A 19,606-nucleotide genomic window follows, 5' to 3' on the forward strand; every position below is an offset into this window, starting at 1 on the left:
CGTGTTTCAAAGCTACCACGACTGTTTGCCGTGACAGGAGTTCGCACATGAGCGGCTCGTCGCATTCCAGCCAATGGTGGTGGTCAGGTTCTTGACGCCGTTGGCGTGTGTGGCTGCGTTCACCGATGTGCTGCTGTAGCCGGAACCGTGGCAGGTGGCGCAGACAATCCTCTGGCTGGTGTGGAAAGCGTGCTGCCCGGTTGCGGGAGGAATGGCATGACAGCTGCCACATACAGGCGGTGGCGGTGGGGTCGTAACGAAAAGCACATCCGCTATGGCCTGGACTTCAGCCGGGGTCAGGGTGCGTGAGGCGAAGGGCGAAGCTGCCATTCTGGTCTGAATCTGGGCGGCAGTGGCCCCTTTTTTGGCGGAAGATGCCAGGGCACCATGACAGCTGGCACAGTTGGCGGCGTAGAGCGCGGCGCCATCAACCGTCGCTGGCGGAGTTGCGACAGCCAGGGCAGCCGCTATGGCCTGGACCTCAGCCGGGGTCAGGGTCCTTGAGGCGAACGGAGAAGCGGCCATTCGGGTCTGAATCTGGGCAGCGGTGGCGCCTTTCTTGGCAGAGGTTGCCAGGGCACCATGACAGCTGGCACAGTTGGCGGCGTAGAGCGCTGGACCGTCAACCGTCGAAGGCGGAGTTGCGACAGCCAGGGCAGTTGCTATGGCCTGTACTTCAGCCGGGGTCAGGGTGCGTGAGGCGAACGGTGAAGCGGCCATCCGGGTCTGAATCTGGGCAGCGGTGGCGCCTTTCTTGGCAGAGGATGCCAGGGCACCGTGACAGCTGGCACAGTTGGCGGCGTAAAGCGCTGCGCCATCAACGGTCGCTGGCGGAGTCGCAACAGCCAGGGCATCCGCTATGGCCTGGACTTCTGCGGGGGTCAAGGTGCTTGAGGCATACGGTGAAGCGGCCATCCTGATCTGAATCTGGGCAGCTGTGGCTCCCAGCTTTTCCGAAGTTGCCAGGGCACCATGGCAGCTGGCACAATTGGCTTCATACAGTATTGCACCGGCACTGTCAGCGGGAACACCTGTCGGAGGGGCGACCGAGGTTGATGCTGCTGGCGCAGAAGATCCGCCACCTCCGCCGCCGCATCCTGATACGAGCCCGACTGCAACTACTACAACCACAACCATCACTGCCTTCATTCTCAGCTTCATAATCTCTCCTTTGTCCGTTGTCGTCCCGGTTTCGGACAATAGAAAACCGGGGACGTAGTATCGAGTGATCGATATTTCGGCGACCCGGCTGTCTCGGTGAGACCCGTAGGCTTTCCGTCCCATCCTCGCGGATGGTTTAGTATTGTCGTGTATCCAGTGATGCAGACATCAGTCTGCTCCTTAGAACAGCATACGCATTTCAACGCTCCTTTCGTCAGTCGTATCAGCCAGCGGGCACAAAAAAACCGGGCCACCTTATATCGAAGTATCGACATTTCGGCGACCCGGCTGTCTTCGTGAGACCCTTAGGCTTTCCGTCCTACCCTTGCGGATAGTTTAGTATTATCGTGTATCTGCCACTTTTATTTATTAACTGAATGACTCAACATTACAGGTATCACAATTATAAATCAAGTAAATTCTATAGATAGTTGTTCAGCAGGCACGTTTCCGGCCGACAGGAGACAGCATTTCACAAATCCGTTAATTTCTGGTATCGTCAGGAAACCTGTTCAAATTGGAGTTGCAATGCACCACGGTGGCATATACGAAGAAGAGATCGTCGGCAAGGCTTACGACACGCGCATCCTGATGCGTTTTGCCCGGTATGTGCGCCCCTACCGCACGTCAATCATATTCGTCCTGTTGATTCTGCCGCTGGTGGCCGCCTGCCGCCTGGCACAGCCCTGGATCATCAAACTGGCTATCGACGGCCACATCATCACCGGCAGATTGAATGGCCTAGAAACCATCGCTCTGGCCTTTATGGGAATTCTGCTGATCGAGTCACTGCTCTCCTTCCTGGAGGTTTTTCTGCTGCAGTCCGTCGGGCAGCAGGTCATGGCCGATATGCGTGCGGAACTGTTTCGGCATGTCATGAACCTGCCGGTGTCCTGGTTCGACCACGTACCGACCGGCAGTGCGGTAACCCGCCTGACCAGCGATGTGGAGGTCCTGGGTGAGATGTTCGCCTCGGGCATTATCACCATTATCGGTGACATCCTGCTGCTGGCCGGGATCGTCTCCGTCATGCTCTGGATGAATCCGAAACTGTCGCTGGTAACCTTCTCCGTGCTGCCGCTCTTGAGCTATGTTGCCTACACCTTCCGGCGGCGCATGCGCCAGTCATTCCGGGAGGTCAGGGCCCGTCTGGCCCGGCTCAACTCCTTCCTGGCCGAGAGTATCGGCGGCATGTCCATCATCCAGGTATTTAACCGTCAAAGGGACGAAGAAAAGCGTTTCAACGAGCTGAACAGCTCATACCGGGACGCCAACATGCCGGTCATCTTCTGGGACGCCTCACTCTACGCCATCGTTGAGGCGCTCTCGTCGATCGCAATAGCACTGATCATCTGGTACGGCGGAGGCGAAATCGCCAAAGGTGCTCTGAGCTTCGGTGTTCTGGTGGCCTTCATTCAATATATCGAGAAATTCTTCACACCTATCCGCGATCTTTCGGCCAAATATTCGGTCATGCAGGGCGCAATGGCATCTCTGGAGAGAATCTTTGCGCTGCTGGACACGGGAGCAGACCCCGCTGGGCAAGTGCCCAGGGAGCAGGAACAAAAAGAGGCCACAGAGAAACCCCGTGCATCTGGACCGTTGAACCCGGACCCGGCTTCTCCACCCCTGATCGAGTTCCGCAATGTATCCTTCGCCTACAGCAACAGTGACAACGCCCTGGAGAAACTCAATCTTACCATCCGGCGCGGTGAACGGATCGCCCTGGTCGGAGAAAGCGGCGGCGGCAAGACAACCATTACTCGGCTTCTAACCCGGCTGTATGAGATCGATGACGGCAACATCCTGATCGATGGTGCGGATGTCCGCACAATCCCGTTGCCTGACCTGCGCCGTCGCATCGGCATTGTACTGCAGGATCCCTGCCTGTTTGCCGGCAGCATTGAATTCAACATCTGCCTGGGCGACGCTGCGGCGCGCGAAAGAGTCCGACTGGCTGCGGCCACCGTCGGTGCCGACCGTTTTATCGAGCAGCTGCCTCACGGCTACGCTGAAGAGGTCAGGGAACGCGGCAACAACTTTTCCACCGGTGAAAAACAGCTGATTTCCTTTGCCCGTGCCGTGGCGTTCAACCCCGAGATTCTCGTCCTGGACGAAGCCACAGCCAGCGTTGATTCAGCCTCGGAACAGATGATCCAGCAGGGCATCATGGCGCTCATGGAGGGGCGCACCTCACTGGTAGTCGCCCACCGGCTGTCCACAATCCAGGACGCCGACCGCATCGTGGTCATTCACCGCTCCCGAAAAATGGAGGAAGGCACCCATCAGGAACTCATGCAGCTGCAGGGATTCTATTTCCGCCTCCATCAACTCCAGTTTTCATGACGGTGCCATTGACATATCCGGACAGAAACTGTTAGTACGTTACAATACGTTTCGTGAATGTACACAGCACTGCTCACCAGAACTGATTTCTGCCCGTTATCCCAATCCCGGAGAAACCATTATGTGCACAACCTGCGGCTGCGGCCCCAATGATCCGCTCAATCACAACCATGACCATGACCATGACAGCAGACACAAACACGGACACAGTCATGATCATGGCCACCACACGCACAAACATCACGAAGGTAAACGCACCGTCATTGCAATTGAAGAGGATATCCTGGCCAAGAACAACAAACTGGCCTCCTTTAATCGCGCACTATTCAAGGACAAAGGCATCTTTGTGCTCAATCTGGTCAGCTCGCCCGGTTCCGGCAAGACGACTATTCTGGAACGCACCCTGACCGCTATGACCGGCAATCTTAGATTTGCGGTGATCGAAGGGGATCAGCAGACCGATAACGACGCGCAACGCATTGCCGCCACCGGTGTACCGGTCCGCCAGATCAATACCGGTGCAGGCTGTCATCTGGATGCCCACCAGGTTATGCACGGAACCGAAGGCTTTGACCTGGACAGCCTGGACGTACTGATGATTGAAAATGTCGGCAACCTGGTTTGCCCGGCCTCCTTTGACCTGGGCGAGCATCACAAGGTAGCGGTTCTCTCGGTCACCGAAGGAGAGGACAAACCGCTCAAATACCCCCAGATGTTTCGCAACTCGACCGTGATGCTGCTCAACAAGTCCGATCTGCTGCCGCATCTGGATTTTGATGTGGAGAGATGTAAAGCCTATGCCCGCAGGGTAAGCCCTGCCATTACCATCTTCGAGGTTTCCGCCCGCAGCGGAGAAGGCATGGAGGCATGGTACCAGTGGCTGCTGTCCAGTGCAGGAAAACCATAATTCGCCGCCGCTTCCAGGTCAGCGGCATCGTTCAGGGGGTCGGCTTCCGCCCGTTTGTGTACCGTCTGGCACATGAACTGGGCCTGTTCGGATGGGTGCGCAATACCCCTGGCGGGGTAGAGATCGAGATACAGGGCCAGACCAGGGCATTGGCTGCCTTCGAGCAGGCCCTGTCCAACGACGCCCCCCCTCTGGCGGTAATCAATTCCATCTCCCTGAAGGAGGCCCCCGTCTGTGACGAACGGGGTTTCAGCATACTCCCCAGTACGGGCGGTGAGCCGGATATCCGCATAGCACCCGACTCCGCCCTCTGCGACGACTGCCTGCGTGAGCTGTTCGATCCCGCCAACCGACGCTACCTCTACCCCTTTATCACCTGCACCAACTGCGGCCCCCGCTACAGCATCATCACCGGCACTCCCTACGACCGGCCCAAAACCACCATGGCAGGTTTCCCGCTCTGTCCCGAGTGTCGGCAGGAATACCACGACCCCACCGACCGGCGCTTTCACGCCCAGCCGCTGGCATGCTCTACCTGCGGACCCCGACTGCGTCTGCTGGATGATGTCTGGCGAGAATATACATCGGCACAAGCCTGTCCTCCCGGCGATACCGGCGATACCGGCGCTGTCATAGGCAGCGCCATAGACCTTCTCAAGTCAGGTGCCATACTGGCCGTCAAGGGAATCGGCGGCTATCACCTGGCGGTGGACGCCTGCAACAATGACGCGGTGAAGCGTCTGCGGGAACGCAAAAAACGCGATGAAAAACCGTTTGCCGTTATGGTGGCAGACCTGGCCGCTGCCCGCACCATCACCCAGCTAAATCAGATCGAAGAACGACTGCTCGCGGCAATAGAGAGTCCGATCGTTATTGTCCGCAAATCCGGAAATTGCCCGGTCTCACCGCTGATAGCCCCCGATAACGGCTGGCTTGGCCTGATGCTGCCCTACACACCAATCCACCACCTGCTCTTGCGGGGGGGTACCTTCACGGCACTGGTCATGACGAGTGCCAACCGCTCCGATGAACCGATTGTCTTTGAAGACAGCAATGCCCAGCAGCGACTGTCAGGAATAGCCGATTATTTCCTGGCACATGACCGCCCGATACATATCCGCTGCGATGACTCGGTCATACGCGTCTTTCAGGACAGACCGCTCTTTTACCGCCGTGCCCGCGGTTATGTGCCTCGATCCATTCCGCTGCCTTTTGAAGTCCGGCCGATCCTGGCCGTCGGAGCGGAGATGAAGAGCGCCATCTGCCTTGCGAAGGACGGACAGGCATTCCTCAGCCAGCATATCGGCGACCTGCACAATGACAAAGCTTGCGACTCATTCCGTCACTGCATACATCACCTGACCGGGATACTGCAGGTCTCACCCGAGATCATTGCCTGCGACCTTCACCCTGACTACCATTCTTCGATCTATGCCGCCGAATCCGGTCTGCAGCTGATCCCGGTACAGCACCACCATGCCCACCTGGCGGCATGCATGGCAGAAAACGGCCTGACTGGAGAGGCGATCGGCCTCGTTTTCGACGGCACCGGCTATGGCACAGATGGCACCATCTGGGGTGGTGAGCTGCTGATTGGAGGATACGGTGCTTTCCACCGAGCCGGCCATTTCCGCACGGTGCGGCTGCCAGGCGGAGATACGGCGGTACGCGAACCGTGGCGCATGGCACTGGCCTACCTGTATCAGGCCTACGGCTCTGCGGCAAACAGCATCGATCACCCGGTAGTACGATATCTGACAGAATCTGAGCATGCTGTTTTTGCGGCCATGCTTGCAAAGGGCATCAACGCTCCCTTTACTTCCAGTTGCGGCCGACTGTTTGATGCAGTGGCTGCACTGTTGAATATACGACATCATGTGTCATATGATGGACAGGCCGCCATCGAGCTGGAGGCGCTGGCGGAGACTTCCGACGCTGATGAAGGTAGTTTGCCGTTCGAAATCACGCTCACCGCAAACGGTCCTCTGCAGATCGATTTCACACCCCTGTTTCCTGCCATTCTTTCCGCCCTGCAGACAGGCAATTCTCCTGCCGCAATAGCCCGCCGCTTCCACACCACGGTCGCCCAGGCGGCCCTTGAGGCCTGCGCACACATCGCCGGAGAATCCGGACTTGACCGGGTTGTTCTGTCCGGAGGCGTTTTCCAGAATCGCCTTCTGACGGAGATGGTGTATACTGGCTTGACAAAATCGGGGCTGCAGGTGTTCACTCACAGGCTGGCACCACCCAATGACGGCTGCATCGCCCTCGGTCAAGCGGCCATTGCAGGCTGGCAGACAAGGAGAAACAACTGATATGTGTCTCGGCGTTCCAATGAAGATTATAAGCAGGGATGGCGACAGCATCATTGCCGAGGTGGACGGGGTCCAGAAGGAGGCCAACATCATGCTGCTGGGCGAGGAGGTTAAGGTCGGCGACTATGTCATTGTACATGCCGGCTTTGCCATATCGCGACTGGACGAAGAGTATGCCCAGGAGACAATCCGCATGATGAAAGAGATCTACTCACCTGAGGACATGGCATGAAATTCCAGGATGAATTCCGCGACCGCAAGCTGGTTTCGATCATGGCCGATAATATCCGCCGCATGTCCCGGCAACTGAAGCATCCGGTCAATTTCATGGAGGTGTGCGGTACGCACACCATGTCCATCTATCAGTACGGTATCCGCTCACTGCTGCCGGATACCGTTCGCCTGGTATCCGGCCCGGGCTGCCCGGTCTGCGTGACACCGGTAGGATACGTGGATGCTGCCCTGGCCTGCGCCGCTGATCGCAGTAACATTGTCGCCACCTTTGGCGACATGCTGCGCGTTCCGGGCAGTACCTCCTCCTTGATGGAACAACGCGCCCTCGGAGCGGATGTGCGCATTGTATATTCACCGCTGGATGCGGTGGCCCTGGCCAGGAGCCATCCCGAACGGCGGGTAATCTTCCTGGGGGTGGGCTTCGAGACCACCGCTCCGGCGGTTGCCGCCAGCATCCTGGAATCCGCTCGACTGGGCCTGTCCAATTACTGCGTCCTGACATCCCACAAAACAATGCCGGTGCCGATGGAGATACTGTCTGGCGATCCGGAACTGGCTCTTTCCGGCTATCTCTGCCCGGCCCATGTCAGCACGATCATTGGCGGCAAGGCCTACAGGCCTCTGGCAGATAAGTTTCACATTCCCTGTGTCGTTACCGGCTTCGAACCGGCCGATGTCATGCAGGGCATCGAGATGCTGCTGGCACAGGTTTTGTCCGGGGAAAGCCGGGTTGAAATCCAGTATCAGCGGGCGGTCACCTGGGAAGGAAATCCCAAGGCGCAGGCCATTCTGGAGCGTGTTTTCACCCCTTGTGATGCCGCCTGGCGGGGTCTTGGAATTCTGCCGGGCAGCGGACTGCGTATCCGGCCTGAGCTTTCCGTCTTCGATGCCGAGAAGGTCCTCAATCTTTCCGTTGTCGATGGATTGGAAAATCCGGCCTGCCGCTGTGGTGATGTGCTGAAAGGGAAGCTGTCACCCTTCGACTGTCCGCTTTTCGCCGGAATCTGCACGCCGGAAGCACCGGTTGGGGCCTGCATGGTATCCAGTGAAGGCACCTGCGCCGCTGCCTACAAATACGGGAGATAGCCCAATGTTCACAATGCAGGACTTACGCGACCATTATCGCTTCACCGATCAGGATGCCGAATTGCTTCAGTCGCTGCAGCCTCTGGCGGAGCAGAATCAGGAACGCTTTTCGACCGAATTCTACGACTATCTTTACAGTCTTCCGGAAACTGCTGCGATATTAAATAGCAGCAACCGGTTGCGACTGCGGGAAATGCACAGCAACTGGTTCATATCGCTCTTCTCCGGCAGCTATGACAATCACTACATGAACCACCTGTCGCGCATCGGTCACGCCCACGTCAAGGCCGGCCTTAGCGTCCATTTTGTCAATGCGGCCATGAACCAGATCCGGCACTTTCTGCTCGACCTGATAGATATCAACTACTCTGATCGGGAACTGCGTCGCGGTTTGCGGGAAGCGGTAGAAAAAATCCTGGATATGAATCTCGATGTGATGAGCACTTCATACCGTGAAGAAGAGATGAAAAAGGTCTTTGTATCGCGCAAAGTCGAGTCGCTGCTGATCAAGGCCACCGAGCGTTTCACCTACGGTCTTAATCTGGCGCTGGTACTGGCTTTGGCCGGGGTATCCGTCTCGGTCGTATTCCTCTTCGGCTGGGATATTATGCATATCTTCAAGGGGGATGTGGAGAAGGGCATCCTCTCTGCACTGGGTGAACTGCTGATCCTCTGGATGATGATCGAACTGATGGACAACGAGATCAAGAACCTCAAAGGCGGCAAGTTCAACATCCTGGTCTTCATCGGCGTCATCATAGTCGCCATGATCCGCGAGATACTGATCTCGACCCTCCGCAAAGACGACCTCACCACCCAGGCCTTTCTGGCCGGCACCCTCCTGATCTTGGGGATCGTCTACTACCTGGTTTCACGCGCCCAGCAAGATCTGCAGAAAAGCTGACCTATGGGCGCCTGCTCCCACATTCTGGCCGGTTTTCCGCTCGGATTACAGTATCGACGTCAACTGCGGTGCATCCTGAATGAGACTCCGGCCGACTCCCGTATCCTGACCATCAATCCCGATACATTGAAGTCTTCGGGAATCACGGCCCTGGCACTGGACTTTGACGGCGTCCTGGCCCACCACGGCGCCCCGGCACCGCGCCCCGAAGCAATCGAATGGATGAAACGCTGCGAGTCCATCTTTGGCGGCAAACAGATCTTCATCCTCTCCAACAAACCGACCGAAGGTCGCAGACAATGGTTTGCCGAGCACTTCCCTGCCATGCGTTTCATTTCAGGTGTCCGGAAAAAACCGTTTCCCGATGGTCTCAACAAAACTGGTGAACTCGCCGGAGTCCCCCTGTCCCAAATCCTGATGGTGGATGACCGCCTGCTGACCGGCTGTCTGGCAGCGTTGGTCTCCGGTGCCCGTCCCTGCTACATCCGACGCCCGTACGTCTCGTTCGATCATCGCCCGCTGGCCGAGTTGTTTTTCTGCCTGCTGCGTGCCGCTGAGCGCCTGTTCGTCAGATGTATCTCCCCAAATTGACCTTCATCTATAGAATGGTCTTCAAATCTAATGAAGTAGAACGATATGACTGAAGCGGAGCCCGACCATGCCGATTGCCGTATTTGATGCCATCAGGGGAAATATCAGCTCTTTTTTGGGCGGTGCGACCGTAGACCTGCTCCCAGGCGATTGCGAAATTCAGGGTAACGAGCATACCATCCGCGAGATCGTCTCCATTGAAGAACGCACTTACTGCTTCAAGGCCCGGCGGGAGACACTCCCCTTCACCCGCAGCGAGACGGCCTTCTGCCGGGAGTTGCTAACAGCCTTCTCAGGCCTGTACAGCGGGTTCCGGCAGGAAGGGTACGCGGCCCAGTTCCGCACGGCACTCCTGGCCTCAATCATGGACATCACTGTTGCCCGCTCGCTGCGGGGCGACCACCGCAAGGGGTTCTGGCCGATCCAGCAGCTGATCCAGTTGCTGAAGAATCTTTCCTACCAGCGCTATGAGGGGAAACCGGCCACAACCGGCTTCATCGTGCACCGCACAACGCTCCCTCTGCTGAGCAAAATGGTGCGGGAGCGACGCCACACCCTGATCCCCCTGCAGCCCCACGAGGACATTTCCCCCACCTTTTTCCATAACCCCCTGCCCTACCGCTTCGTCGACGGCACCAACCTCTTCTTTGTCGCCAACATCCAGATGCAGGTAACCGGGGTTCTGCGCACCTCGCCGACCGTTTTGCACACCGACATTGAGCGGCTGACCCAGCGGGAGATCTTTTCCGTGGTCCGGCGCGCCGGCCGTGGCGCTTTTGCAGTGACAGTCAATGATGCCTCCGAGATCGAGGTCCTGATCAGCCCAGCCAAGCTGCTGGTGCGGCGCAAGGGTGCCTGGGCCATCTTTGACCCGGACATCTTCCGGGCGTTTCTGACCGGCAGCATTGACGCCGAAGCCATCGACGAACTGATCTGGACGGTTTATGCCCTCTCCAAGGAGCGGCACGGCACGGTAATCCTGATTTACAACCAGGGGGCACGTAAACTGGCTCTATTGAAGAAGGGGTCGGTGGGAGGTGACGATCCGGTCAGCCGTCTTCTGATCGGTCGAGTCAGAAGACGAACCATCAGCGAACTGAAGAAAGCCGGGATTCTGCTGCGCATCCTCTCGGCCGACGGTATGACGGTCTTCAACAAGGGGGGCAGGCTGATGGAGACAGGCTTCATCTTCGATACCTCTCACGCCCGGGAGGTGGTCACCGGCGGGGGACGGACAACGGCTGCCAGTGCCGCATCGTTCTTCGGCAAGGTGATCAAGGTTTCCCAGGACGGCCCCATCGAACTGTATCAGGACGGCAGTCTGGTCTACCGCTTCGGGTAGTGCGGACACAGAAAACGCCCCCCGGTTTCCCGGAGGGCGTCAGTATCTTCAATATCCAGCGGCACACTACTTCCCCAGCGCCTTCTCGATCCGCTCGCACAATGTTTTCATGATCTTGATGCGGGCATAATACTTGTCATTGGCCTCCACCAGGGTCCAGGGGGCTATCTCTGTACTGGTGCGATCGATCATGTCACACACCGCCAGCTCGTACTCATTCCATTTTTCTCGATTGCGCCAATCATCATCGGTGATCTTGAAGCGCTTGAAACTGATTTTCTCACGCTCCTTGAAACGCCGCAGCTGTTCATCCTGGCTGATGGAAAGCCAGAACTTGATTACCAGGGTCTTTTTGCGATGCAGCTGCTCTTCGAAGTCATTGATCTCGCCATAAGCACGCATCCAGTCGGCATGGGCACAGTAACCCTCCACCCGCTCGACCAGTACCCGTCCATACCAGGAGCGATCAAAGATGGCAAAACGCCCCTTGCGGGGTATCTGACGCCAGAATCGCCACAGATAGGGCTGCGCCCGCTCCTCATCCGTGGGGGCCGCTACCGGGATGACCCGGTACTGACGGGCATCCAGGGCCTGGGTGATGCGCCGGATGCTGCCGCCCTTACCGGCGGCATCATTTCCTTCAAAGACCACTACTACCGATAGTTTTTTAAAGTCATCATGCCGCGTCAGCAGGTTGAGCTTACCCTGATACTTTTCCAGCTCATCTGCGTAGTCAGCCTTTGTAATGGTTTTCGACAGATCCAGGGTTCTCAATATCAGCAGATCGTCAATTGTCGGCATGATCGGTGGTATCGGCTCCTCGTGTTTCGGAGGCTCCGGAGCATCAAGGCGCTGGCGCAGTGCGGTGAGGACCGCCTTGCCGATAGTAAGATAGCGATAGCGCGGATCAGTACCCTCGACGATTGTCCAGGGAGATTCGGGTGTGCTGGTCTGACGCAGCATGCGCTCGGAAACCTGGCGGAACTTGTCGTACATTTTGTAGTGCTGCCAATCGGTCGGGGTAACGCGCCAGCGGGTTTTGGAGTCCTTTTCAAGGCTCTTGAGTCGTTTTTTCTGTTCTGCCTGGGAGAGGTGCAACCAGAATTTGAGAATCAAGGCCCCTTCATTGCAGAGCATTTTTTCAAAACGAACAATCCGCTCAAGCTGCTGATCGAGCTCAGCATTCTTGATCTCGCCGTACACGTTATCAATCAGAGGGGTGGAGTACCACGTGCCGATAAAGATACCGATCTTGCCCTTAGGCGGAAGGACCCGCCAATAACGGTACATACGGGGCCGCTCAAGCTCCTCGTCGGTCAGGTCACGCAGGGCATGGGTCTCGATATGTCGCGGATCCATCCATTCATTGAGTATGTTGACCGTCTCCCCCTTTCCGGCACAGTCCACGCCTGCCACCAGTATAATCACCGGTATTTTTTTTGACTGCAGCAGATCGAGCTGGGCGTCCAGCAGCCCTTCACGAAGCCCGGGGATTTCCTTTTTCCAGTCTGCCTTGCTGATCCTGTGTCCGATCTCTGCAGATTCAAACATATTGCCCCCTATTCAGCTTGTTGAAACACTTATATAGCAACTAATTCCGCACGACTGTCTTTTAAACGTCTGTTGCGTGTAACGAAGTACGCTATTTACACTTTACCCCCGGATTATTCAAATACAAATTTAAGGATAGCTACCAGCTTTTCTCTAATCTTTTTTCTTGGAACATATCATGCAAATATGCTAAAAGTAGAAAGCTAATAAAAAATCAGGAGGTCGCAGGTGAAAAAAACAGCATTAGTACTTCTTTCCATCGCCGCACTCGCCGTTGCCGGGTGTAAAGACAAGCCAAAAACCGAAGCTCCACAACAGGCTGCTCCAGCTGGAATGCCGGCCGCTGCACCCGGTGCCGCACCTGGTGGCGCTGCTCCCGGAGGAGATCCACACGCAGGCATGAAAGCTCAGGATATCCCTGCAGGCGTCGGCAAAAAAGCAAAAGTAACACAGACCATGAATTCCGGTGGTTACACCTATGTGGAAGCTGCTGACGAGAAAGGCGTAAAAACCTGGCTGGCACTGCCCGAGATCAAGGTAAAAGTCGGAGATAGCATTGAATACCCCGAGACTCCGCCTCTCGCCAATTTCCAGAGCAAGACCCTCAACAAGACTTTTGAAAAAATCTGTTTCATTCCTGGCATCAGGATCGTTAAGTAGAGATTCCCATCTGCATCAGCCTGGAGCGGGGCCATTATGGTCCCGCTTTTTTTTTGCCTTCAAAGCCCGCAGAGACGGTTCATGCCCCGGTACGATTCGACAGACAGCCTGATAACACTCTTTCGCTAAAGCCGCTTTACCAATTTCAGCATACAATTCCCCCAACAGGTACCAACCCCAGGGATTGTCCGGCTCCTGATCAACAATCTTCCTAAATTCCCGTTGTGCAGCACCACGATCTCCGTTCTGCCGGTAAAACTCACCTGCCAGCACATTTGTTGCGAAACAGTACCCCAGCAAGCGTTTTTGCTCCTGGAAACGCAACTCATCTTCCGGTGTACCACTGCCGAGGCATTTCAACAGACGGCGGGCGTTCTTCCCGCGTTTATCCAGCGCAAAGACGGCCGCCTCATGGCTGTCCACAAAAACGGATCTCTCAATCCCCCCGCTCGCAACCGCCTCCTCAAACAATCGTGTTCCAGGGAAATACGCCAGGGGTGATACATACCCGTCGTCCGGTCGAACGCGCTTGATCAGCTCTATGGTCTGCCTGATGTCATCCTCCGTCTCACCAGGTACATCAGTTATCAGGTAGATTGAAAGATTGATACCAACCTTCCTGATCAATCCGGCAGCCTGTACAACCTGGGCCGGAGTTATTGACTTGCCGAGCTGGGTCAGAATCCGTGGAGAGCCCGATTCAACGCCGAGCTGGATACACTCGCAACCGGCCCGTTTCATCCAGACCAGCAGCTCCTCATCAAGCGTAGTGACCCGGGATTGGCAGTTCCACAGCACGTGGAGACGGCGATCAATCAGCAGTCTGCAAAATTCAATCGTCCTGGCCCGATCAACCGTAAAGGTATCATCTCGTATCGAGAAATATATCAGGCCGTATCTGGCCCGGATGTACGCAATTTCATCGACTATATTTTCGGGTGAGCGGAATCGAACCTTACGTTCCCAGAATTTCGGGGAGCTGCAGAAATGACAGGCAGAAGGACATCCCCGGGTCGTAATGATAAATTCCGATTGCAGCTGAATGTCAACCCCAACGGAATGTTCCAGAAAGCTGGAGGCGGCGGGAAGCCGGTTAAGGTCATGCAGGGGAGAATGCCGGGGGGTGACCATAACATTTCCATCGCGGAGGCAAGCCATACCGCGTATATCCCGCCATTCCGCACCATCCTGAACATGGCGAACGAGCTCAAGAAGCGTTTTCTCTCCTTCTCCCAGCACGACACAATCAACGGGTGATCCCGCATGTAGAGAGTCCGAGTAGCTGAATGTGGCGTGGGCCCCTCCCAGGATGATGATACAGGCAGGGGCATGTCTTCTGACGAGCCGCGCCAGCTCCAGAGAGGCATGTCGATTGTGTGTCCATTGGGATATGCCAACGACGTCAGGCTTGAGCTTTGAAAGCTGCAGGACGATATCAGCAGTTGACCAGCCGGAGAAATTTGCCAGGAGCGAGTTGAAACCTGCTTCCCGTAGACAGGCATGAAGAGAGCAGACGCCCGTTGGCAGCAAACTGATGTATGGGTCATGCCGGTCCGGCACCCCGGATATGTAGGCAAGCAGAATATTCATGGATTCAATACTAAAAAATCCGGGCTTGAACGGCCCGGATTTTTTTAGTGCAACATATGTGACAGTCTCAATTGTTCTGGCTTAAGGAAATTCCCAAGGTATCATTACCAAGAACATCACCCTCACGCTCTTCCTCAACTCCCTGGAGCAGATCCTCAAAATTGATGGATTCAGGCAAATCCTTGCCAACCCGCCGGGCGCCCAGAAAACGGGAGGTGTAGTAGGGGGTGTCCATGGATGATATTACCACGCGACGGTCGCGGGATGAAGCGTGGATCATTTTTCGGTTTCCAAGGTAAATGCCGACGTGTGATGGAAAGCGGGCATAGGTCTGAAAAAAGACCAGATCACCCTTCTGCAAATCGCCACGCATCACCTCGTTACCGACATAAAACTGTTCGCGGGCGGTACGTGGAAGAGTGACCTTCTGCTCACGGAATACCTGCTGAGTAAAGCTTGAGCAGTCAAGTGCGGTGCGGCTGTTGCCGCCGAAACGGTAGCGTGCGCCCAAAAAGCTATAGGCGGATTTCTTGATTTTATTGACTCCGCTGCTGCTTGCTTCCAGCGATTTCGCCAAATCAACCGGACGGTCGCTGTCAATATCCGTCAATTCAGCCAGGGTGTCGGAAAACTCCTGTTCATTAAGCAGATCACGATTAACCAGCTGCAAACGGTTATCAGCCGGTGCCGTGCGAGGAGTTTCAACATTGACAGTTGCAGCATCAGTCAGTGCCAGTAACTGCCCCGACTTGATCCTGTTCCCCTTAAGTCCGTTAAACCGGCGTATATCTGACATCTTGATGCCGGTTTTCTTAGCAATACCGGGTAGCGTATCACCCTTGGAAACTTTGTAATTTTTTGGTTTTTCAGCACTCTTCTGTTTATTGGTCTGCGCATCCGGATGGGACGGGATAATCACTTTGGCACCCTTTTGAATATGGGTTCCGCTCAGATTATTTACAGACTTCAATTCTTCTACAGAGACATGATATTTGCGGGCTATGGAATGGAGCGACTCGCTTTTGCGCACAACATGGGTCTTGGATGCCAATACCAGTTGCGGGACAGCGAGAAGAGTGAGGCAGAGCAGGAGTATTGATCTTTTTTTCGCCATCTTCCCTCCTTTGTTTTAGTTGTTAACCAAGTCACGGTGATTTATATAACGTCTTCATGGAAAAGTCAACCTTTACCTGCCAAAACCAAGCATACACCCAAGCAACAATCGGGCCAAGCAGTCATAATTTAACGTTTTTTACCATAAGGAATAACCTTTATAATCACCGGCTCTTCATACAGCAACGTCACCTTCTTTGACGGCAGAAAGAGATTTTTCCGGTACTCCTTACCCTTTTCCAGTCGCCGGGCATCGATCTCCTCAGTTGCAACCGACTCAATCTTTACAACCTGACTGGCGGGACCTTCCACCTCAACGCTATCCGGGTCAGAGAGCACACTGTAACCACGCATACCTGACGGCAGAACCCCTTTCAACAGGACCTTAACCGGTACGTTTTTGCGCGCCTTCTTTTCTGTCACGACTTTAATCGTGGACGGGGTGACGGATGAGACCACCATCCCTGATGGCAGTGAAAAATCTGAATTTTTCACCCTGATTGAAGTTTGCCCCTCACGTATCCCGGTCAAGTCGATATTTGCAGAAATATCAAGCTTGGCGGGGGCAGGAGTCAGACTGGAGAACGATTTCAGCTGGACCTCGACCTCCTCGGGATAACTTCGCACCAGAGCCAGCTCATCCGAGACACCTTGCAGCCTGACAGGGGCCGTAACCGTAGTGATCTGGCCCTGACGGGTGGTGATCAATGCCCAGAATGCAATAACAATGAGCAGCAGTGCCGTTTTTGGCAACAGGTTGGCGAATAGTTTCTGACGCAATGTCAACCTGGTTTTTTCACGGACCGGAGTGACACGCTGTTCCAGTGCAGTGATCAACTCACCGGGACTGCCCAGCTTCAGGAACTCTCCGGCATCTGCCAGCAAAACCTCTCCGCGTTCCTCTGACACAACAACAACTATGGCATCGGACCGCTCGGACAATCCCAGGGCAGCACGATGACGCGTTCCATAATGCTGCGGGATATCGGAATTCAACGACAGTGGCAGGTGGCACGACGCCAATGCGATACGTCCATCCTTGACAAGGGCGGCGCCGTCGTGAAGCGGGGTATTGACGGCAAAGATCGTCTCAAGAATCTGTGGGGTGATTTCACAGTCCAGCCGCACACCATTCAGCATCAGATCCGTCAGGGATTCGCTGCGTTTGAAAACCAGGAGTGCTCCGATCCGTTTTTCCGCAAACCGGAAGAGTGTTTCTGCGATTTGCTGGAAGTGGCTGTGCTGAGACTTCTCCTGGGGGTCAAAGAAATTGCGCAGCAGACTGAAGCGATAGAGCGCCTGCCGGATTTCCGCCTGAAACACGACTATGATCAGAATAATCAGTACGGTACCCAGTTCCTGCAGAATCCAGCTGGTCATGTACAGGTCAAGGAAGCGGGTGGCAAAATAGATCAGAGTCACCACTCCCAGACCGACCAGCACCTGCATGGCACGCGTTTTACGGAACCAGGAGTAGAGCTGGTACAGCAGGAATGTCATGATCAGGATGTCAGCCAGATCCTGAATACGGATAAATGACGGCAGCACAGTGGCTCCTTGTTATTTCTTGACCGGCACGCTGATTGACGGACTGGGCTGCCTGAATCTAACCCAGATGATTATCAGGGCTCGATTTTTGCTGGTCTAAGCCCCGTATTTATGCTACACAGAGCATCGAAAAGTTTTGTTATATAACACTAAATTGGCATAAAGGGTAGCATAATCATGTTCAGACTTTCTGAAAAGGGTGAGAAGATCCAGCAGATGTTCGGCACCATCGCACCGCGTTACGACTTCCTCAACCGGATGCTCAGCTTTGGAATCGACAAGCGCTGGCGCAAAAAAGCGGTCAGGCTATTGAAATACCGTGAGGGGGCCAGAATACTCGATGTTGCCACCGGCACCGGAGATGTTGCACTGGAAATCGCCCGTTCAACCCCCGCGTCAGTCAAGATTATCGGAGCAGACTTCTGCAAGGAAATGGTCGAGCTTGGTCAGATAAAAGTCGCCCAATCGCCTTATGCCGGCAGGATCGAGTTTCGGGTGGCCCCATGCGAAGACCTGCCCTTTCCGGAAAACACCTTTGATTCGATCACTATCGCCTTCGGCATCAGAAACGTCGTTGACAGAAAACTGGGGTTGGCAGAAATGTGGCGGGTACTGCGACCGGGCGGCAGGATGATTATCCTGGAGTTCTCCACCCCCCGATCACAGCTGTTCAGACAGATCTACTACTTTTATTTTCGCCGTCTGCTGCCGATGATCGGCGGGCTCTTTTCAACATACAATGCCTACAAGTACCTGCCCGACTCGGTGCTGGAATTCCCCTCCCACGAGGAATTCGCCGCCATGATCGAGGACGCCGGTTTTCGCAGCGTACATATCAAGGAACTCACCTTCGGCATTGCCAGCATATACGTGGGAGACAAGGAATAGGATCAGGCCTTGAACCGGCTTTCCGTTCCGGCCAGCAGGCGCCCGATGTTCTCGTGGTGCTTGGCGATCACGACGACAGCAATAATCACTGTCACAGACTTCAGCACAGCATCACCGGGGAGCAGCATCACAACCAGCGGCATGGTCGCCGCCGCCGCGATGGAGCCGAGAGATACATAGCGCCATATCAGCATCAGCGCCACAAATACCGCCAGGGCGATACCAACTGCCAGCGGGGCAAGCGCCAGGAACACCCCCAGGGCGGTTGCAACACCTTTCCCCCCCTTGAAGCGCAGGAACACCGAGAACACATGGCCGCAGAATGCGGCCAGCCCCACCCAGGCAGCGGAATCGGCCGGCAGGGAAGAAAACTGAACCACCAGAACCGGTATCAACCCCTTCAGGCAATCCCCGATCAGAGTCAGCACACCCACCTTGCGGCCCACGGTACGATAGAGGTTGGTGGCGCCGATATTGCCGCTGCCCTCTTTGCGCACGTCTATGCCGTAGGCTTTTCCCAACAGCAGTCCGGTTGGCACCGAACCGATCAGATACGCCGTCACAATCAGGATAGTCAATTGTGTGTACTCAGATGCCATTGCCACTCGCAGATCAAACGAATTATTTACCAATCGCTTTAGCAGCATCACCTGCAAATTGACTGGCAGGGAATTCCTTTACCAACTGCCCGAAGGCCTCGGTCGCTTTGGGTTGCTGGCCAACCTTCTGATAAGCACGCCCCAGATAGTACAGGACCTCGTCGCGTCGCGCCAGCCCCGGAAAGGACTTGAGCGCCTCTTCGAAGCGTCCGATAGCGGCCGGGTATTTACCCGTTTTCAGGTAAAACCTTCCCACGTAGATTTCATACTGCAGCTGTTTGTCGCGGCACGTTCCGATCTTTTCGGTCGTTTCGGACAGATATTCACCGGCGGGATATAATTTCAGGTACGACTCGAACGTGATCAGGGCGTTTTTTACCGGTGTCTGATCGGTATCGATACCGCGAATCTGGTTGAAATGGCTCATCGCCTGACGGTACAGGGCATAGCCGGCACGCCCGTGGCCTGGATGGAGTTTGCGAAAATCCTCATAAGCAGCGGCGGCTTCGATGAAATCCTTGTTCAGGAAATAGGCATCGGCAATATTGATCTCGGCTTGCGTCGAGAGTTCCGGAGACAGATAGCTATCCTTAACCTTCTTCCACTGGGCAATAGCATCCTCATAGTTTCCCTTTTGAAAGGAGCGTTCGCCCTCCTTGAACAGTACATCCGGTGGTCCATCGAGTTTCGTCGTAGCGCACCCATCCAGGAGGAGTGCACTTGCGAAAAGAAGTAATGCGGCTTTGACGAGAATTTTCATGGGGTTCCTCA

The 19,606-nt window shown here is 55.4% G+C and carries 17 protein-coding genes and 2 riboswitches; of the genes, 10 read left to right on the forward strand and 7 right to left on the reverse strand.

The features are described from left to right. Positions 1 to 12 precede the first annotated feature (12 nt). A complete protein-coding gene (locus ACOCF6_RS05725; protein WP_482459431.1) occupies positions 13 to 1,161 on the reverse strand; it encodes a c-type cytochrome in 1,149 nt (382 codons plus the stop codon). 75 nt (positions 1,162 to 1,236) lie between these two features. Next, positions 1,237 to 1,312, reverse strand: a riboswitch (cyclic di-GMP riboswitch). 124 nt (positions 1,313 to 1,436) lie between these two features. Beyond that, positions 1,437 to 1,512: riboswitch (cyclic di-GMP riboswitch) on the reverse strand. A gap of 177 nt (positions 1,513 to 1,689) precedes the next feature. Here ACOCF6_RS05725 and ACOCF6_RS05730 point away from each other — a divergent pair. The 8 genes from ACOCF6_RS05730 to ACOCF6_RS05765 all read left to right on the forward strand — a co-directional run bounded on the left by ACOCF6_RS05730 (position 1,690) and on the right by ACOCF6_RS05765 (position 10,886). Then, complete coding sequence (locus ACOCF6_RS05730; RefSeq protein WP_482459432.1) at positions 1,690 to 3,507, forward strand: ABC transporter ATP-binding protein; 1,818 nt, start codon at positions 1,690 to 1,692, stop codon at positions 3,505 to 3,507. Between the two features lie 121 nt (positions 3,508 to 3,628). Next, positions 3,629 to 4,414 carry a hydrogenase nickel incorporation protein HypB gene (gene hypB, locus ACOCF6_RS05735; protein ID WP_482459433.1) on the forward strand — a complete coding sequence of 262 codons (786 nt, stop codon included), beginning with the start codon at positions 3,629 to 3,631 and terminating at the stop codon, positions 4,412 to 4,414. Continuing rightward, complete coding sequence (gene hypF, locus ACOCF6_RS05740) at positions 4,375 to 6,729, forward strand: carbamoyltransferase HypF (RefSeq protein WP_482459434.1); 2,355 nt, start codon at positions 4,375 to 4,377, stop codon at positions 6,727 to 6,729. The genes hypB and hypF overlap by 40 nt, the downstream gene beginning before the upstream one ends. 1 nt (position 6,730) lies before the next feature. Then, the gene (locus tag ACOCF6_RS05745) at positions 6,731 to 6,961 is read left to right on the forward strand and encodes a HypC/HybG/HupF family hydrogenase formation chaperone (protein ID WP_482459435.1); all 231 of its coding nucleotides are present in this window, start codon (positions 6,731 to 6,733) and stop codon (positions 6,959 to 6,961) included. Further along, complete coding sequence (gene hypD, locus ACOCF6_RS05750) at positions 6,958 to 8,049, forward strand: hydrogenase formation protein HypD (RefSeq protein ID WP_482459436.1); 1,092 nt, start codon at positions 6,958 to 6,960, stop codon at positions 8,047 to 8,049. Before ACOCF6_RS05745 ends, hypD begins: the two co-directional genes overlap by 4 nt. 4 nt (positions 8,050 to 8,053) lie before the next feature. After that, positions 8,054 to 8,953 (forward strand): protoglobin domain-containing protein, encoded by a 900-nt coding sequence (locus ACOCF6_RS05755; RefSeq protein WP_482459437.1) that lies wholly within the window; start codon positions 8,054 to 8,056, stop codon positions 8,951 to 8,953. Positions 8,954 to 8,956: 3 nt separating this feature from the next. After that, positions 8,957 to 9,544 (forward strand): YqeG family HAD IIIA-type phosphatase, encoded by a 588-nt coding sequence (locus ACOCF6_RS05760; RefSeq protein WP_482459438.1) that lies wholly within the window; start codon positions 8,957 to 8,959, stop codon positions 9,542 to 9,544. Between the two features lie 67 nt (positions 9,545 to 9,611). Beyond that, on the forward strand, positions 9,612 to 10,886 hold the full coding sequence (locus ACOCF6_RS05765; protein ID WP_482459439.1) for a hypothetical protein: 1,275 nt from the start codon (positions 9,612 to 9,614) through the stop codon (positions 10,884 to 10,886). A 66-nt stretch (positions 10,887 to 10,952) separates the two neighbouring features. Here the strand turns inward: ACOCF6_RS05765 and pap are convergent, their stop codons facing one another. Then, a complete protein-coding gene (gene pap, locus ACOCF6_RS05770; RefSeq protein WP_482459440.1) occupies positions 10,953 to 12,437 on the reverse strand; it encodes a polyphosphate:AMP phosphotransferase in 1,485 nt (494 codons plus the stop codon). A 228-nt stretch (positions 12,438 to 12,665) separates the two neighbouring features. Between pap and ACOCF6_RS05775 the strand changes: the two genes are divergently transcribed. Further along, positions 12,666 to 13,097, forward strand: coding sequence for a hypothetical protein (locus ACOCF6_RS05775; protein WP_482459441.1), 432 nt, complete (start codon positions 12,666 to 12,668; stop codon positions 13,095 to 13,097). 15 nt (positions 13,098 to 13,112) lie between these two features. On the opposite strand, the gene ACOCF6_RS05780 is transcribed toward ACOCF6_RS05775, so the two are convergent. The 3 genes from ACOCF6_RS05780 to cdaA form a co-directional block, all read right to left on the reverse strand. Next, positions 13,113 to 14,687, reverse strand: a complete 1,575-nt coding sequence (locus ACOCF6_RS05780) for a B12-binding domain-containing radical SAM protein (protein WP_482459442.1) — start codon at positions 14,685 to 14,687, stop codon at positions 13,113 to 13,115. A 67-nt stretch (positions 14,688 to 14,754) separates the two neighbouring features. Beyond that, positions 14,755 to 15,801 (reverse strand): C40 family peptidase, encoded by a 1,047-nt coding sequence (locus ACOCF6_RS05785; RefSeq protein WP_482459443.1) that lies wholly within the window; start codon positions 15,799 to 15,801, stop codon positions 14,755 to 14,757. Between the two features lie 128 nt (positions 15,802 to 15,929). Beyond that, positions 15,930 to 17,348: a diadenylate cyclase CdaA gene (cdaA, locus tag ACOCF6_RS05790; RefSeq protein ID WP_482459444.1), complete on the reverse strand. Its 1,419-nt coding sequence runs from the start codon at positions 17,346 to 17,348 to the stop codon at positions 15,930 to 15,932. Between the two features lie 177 nt (positions 17,349 to 17,525). On the opposite strand from cdaA, the gene ubiE reads away from it, so the two are divergent. Beyond that, positions 17,526 to 18,236 carry a bifunctional demethylmenaquinone methyltransferase/2-methoxy-6-polyprenyl-1,4-benzoquinol methylase UbiE gene (gene ubiE, locus ACOCF6_RS05795; protein ID WP_482459445.1) on the forward strand — a complete coding sequence of 237 codons (711 nt, stop codon included), beginning with the start codon at positions 17,526 to 17,528 and terminating at the stop codon, positions 18,234 to 18,236. Positions 18,237 to 18,238: 2 nt separating this feature from the next. Here the strand turns inward: ubiE and plsY are convergent, their stop codons facing one another. Both plsY and ACOCF6_RS05805 read right to left on the reverse strand, forming a co-directional pair. Next, entirely contained in the window at positions 18,239 to 18,835 is a 597-nt protein-coding gene (plsY, locus tag ACOCF6_RS05800) for a glycerol-3-phosphate 1-O-acyltransferase PlsY (protein WP_482459446.1), read from the reverse strand. Positions 18,836 to 18,857: 22 nt separating this feature from the next. Then, positions 18,858 to 19,595 carry an outer membrane protein assembly factor BamD gene (locus tag ACOCF6_RS05805; protein ID WP_482459447.1) on the reverse strand — a complete coding sequence of 246 codons (738 nt, stop codon included), beginning with the start codon at positions 19,593 to 19,595 and terminating at the stop codon, positions 18,858 to 18,860. Between the last annotated feature and the right edge of the window lie 11 nt (positions 19,596 to 19,606).

The sequence above is a fragment of the Geobacter psychrophilus genome, assembly GCF_056821595.1.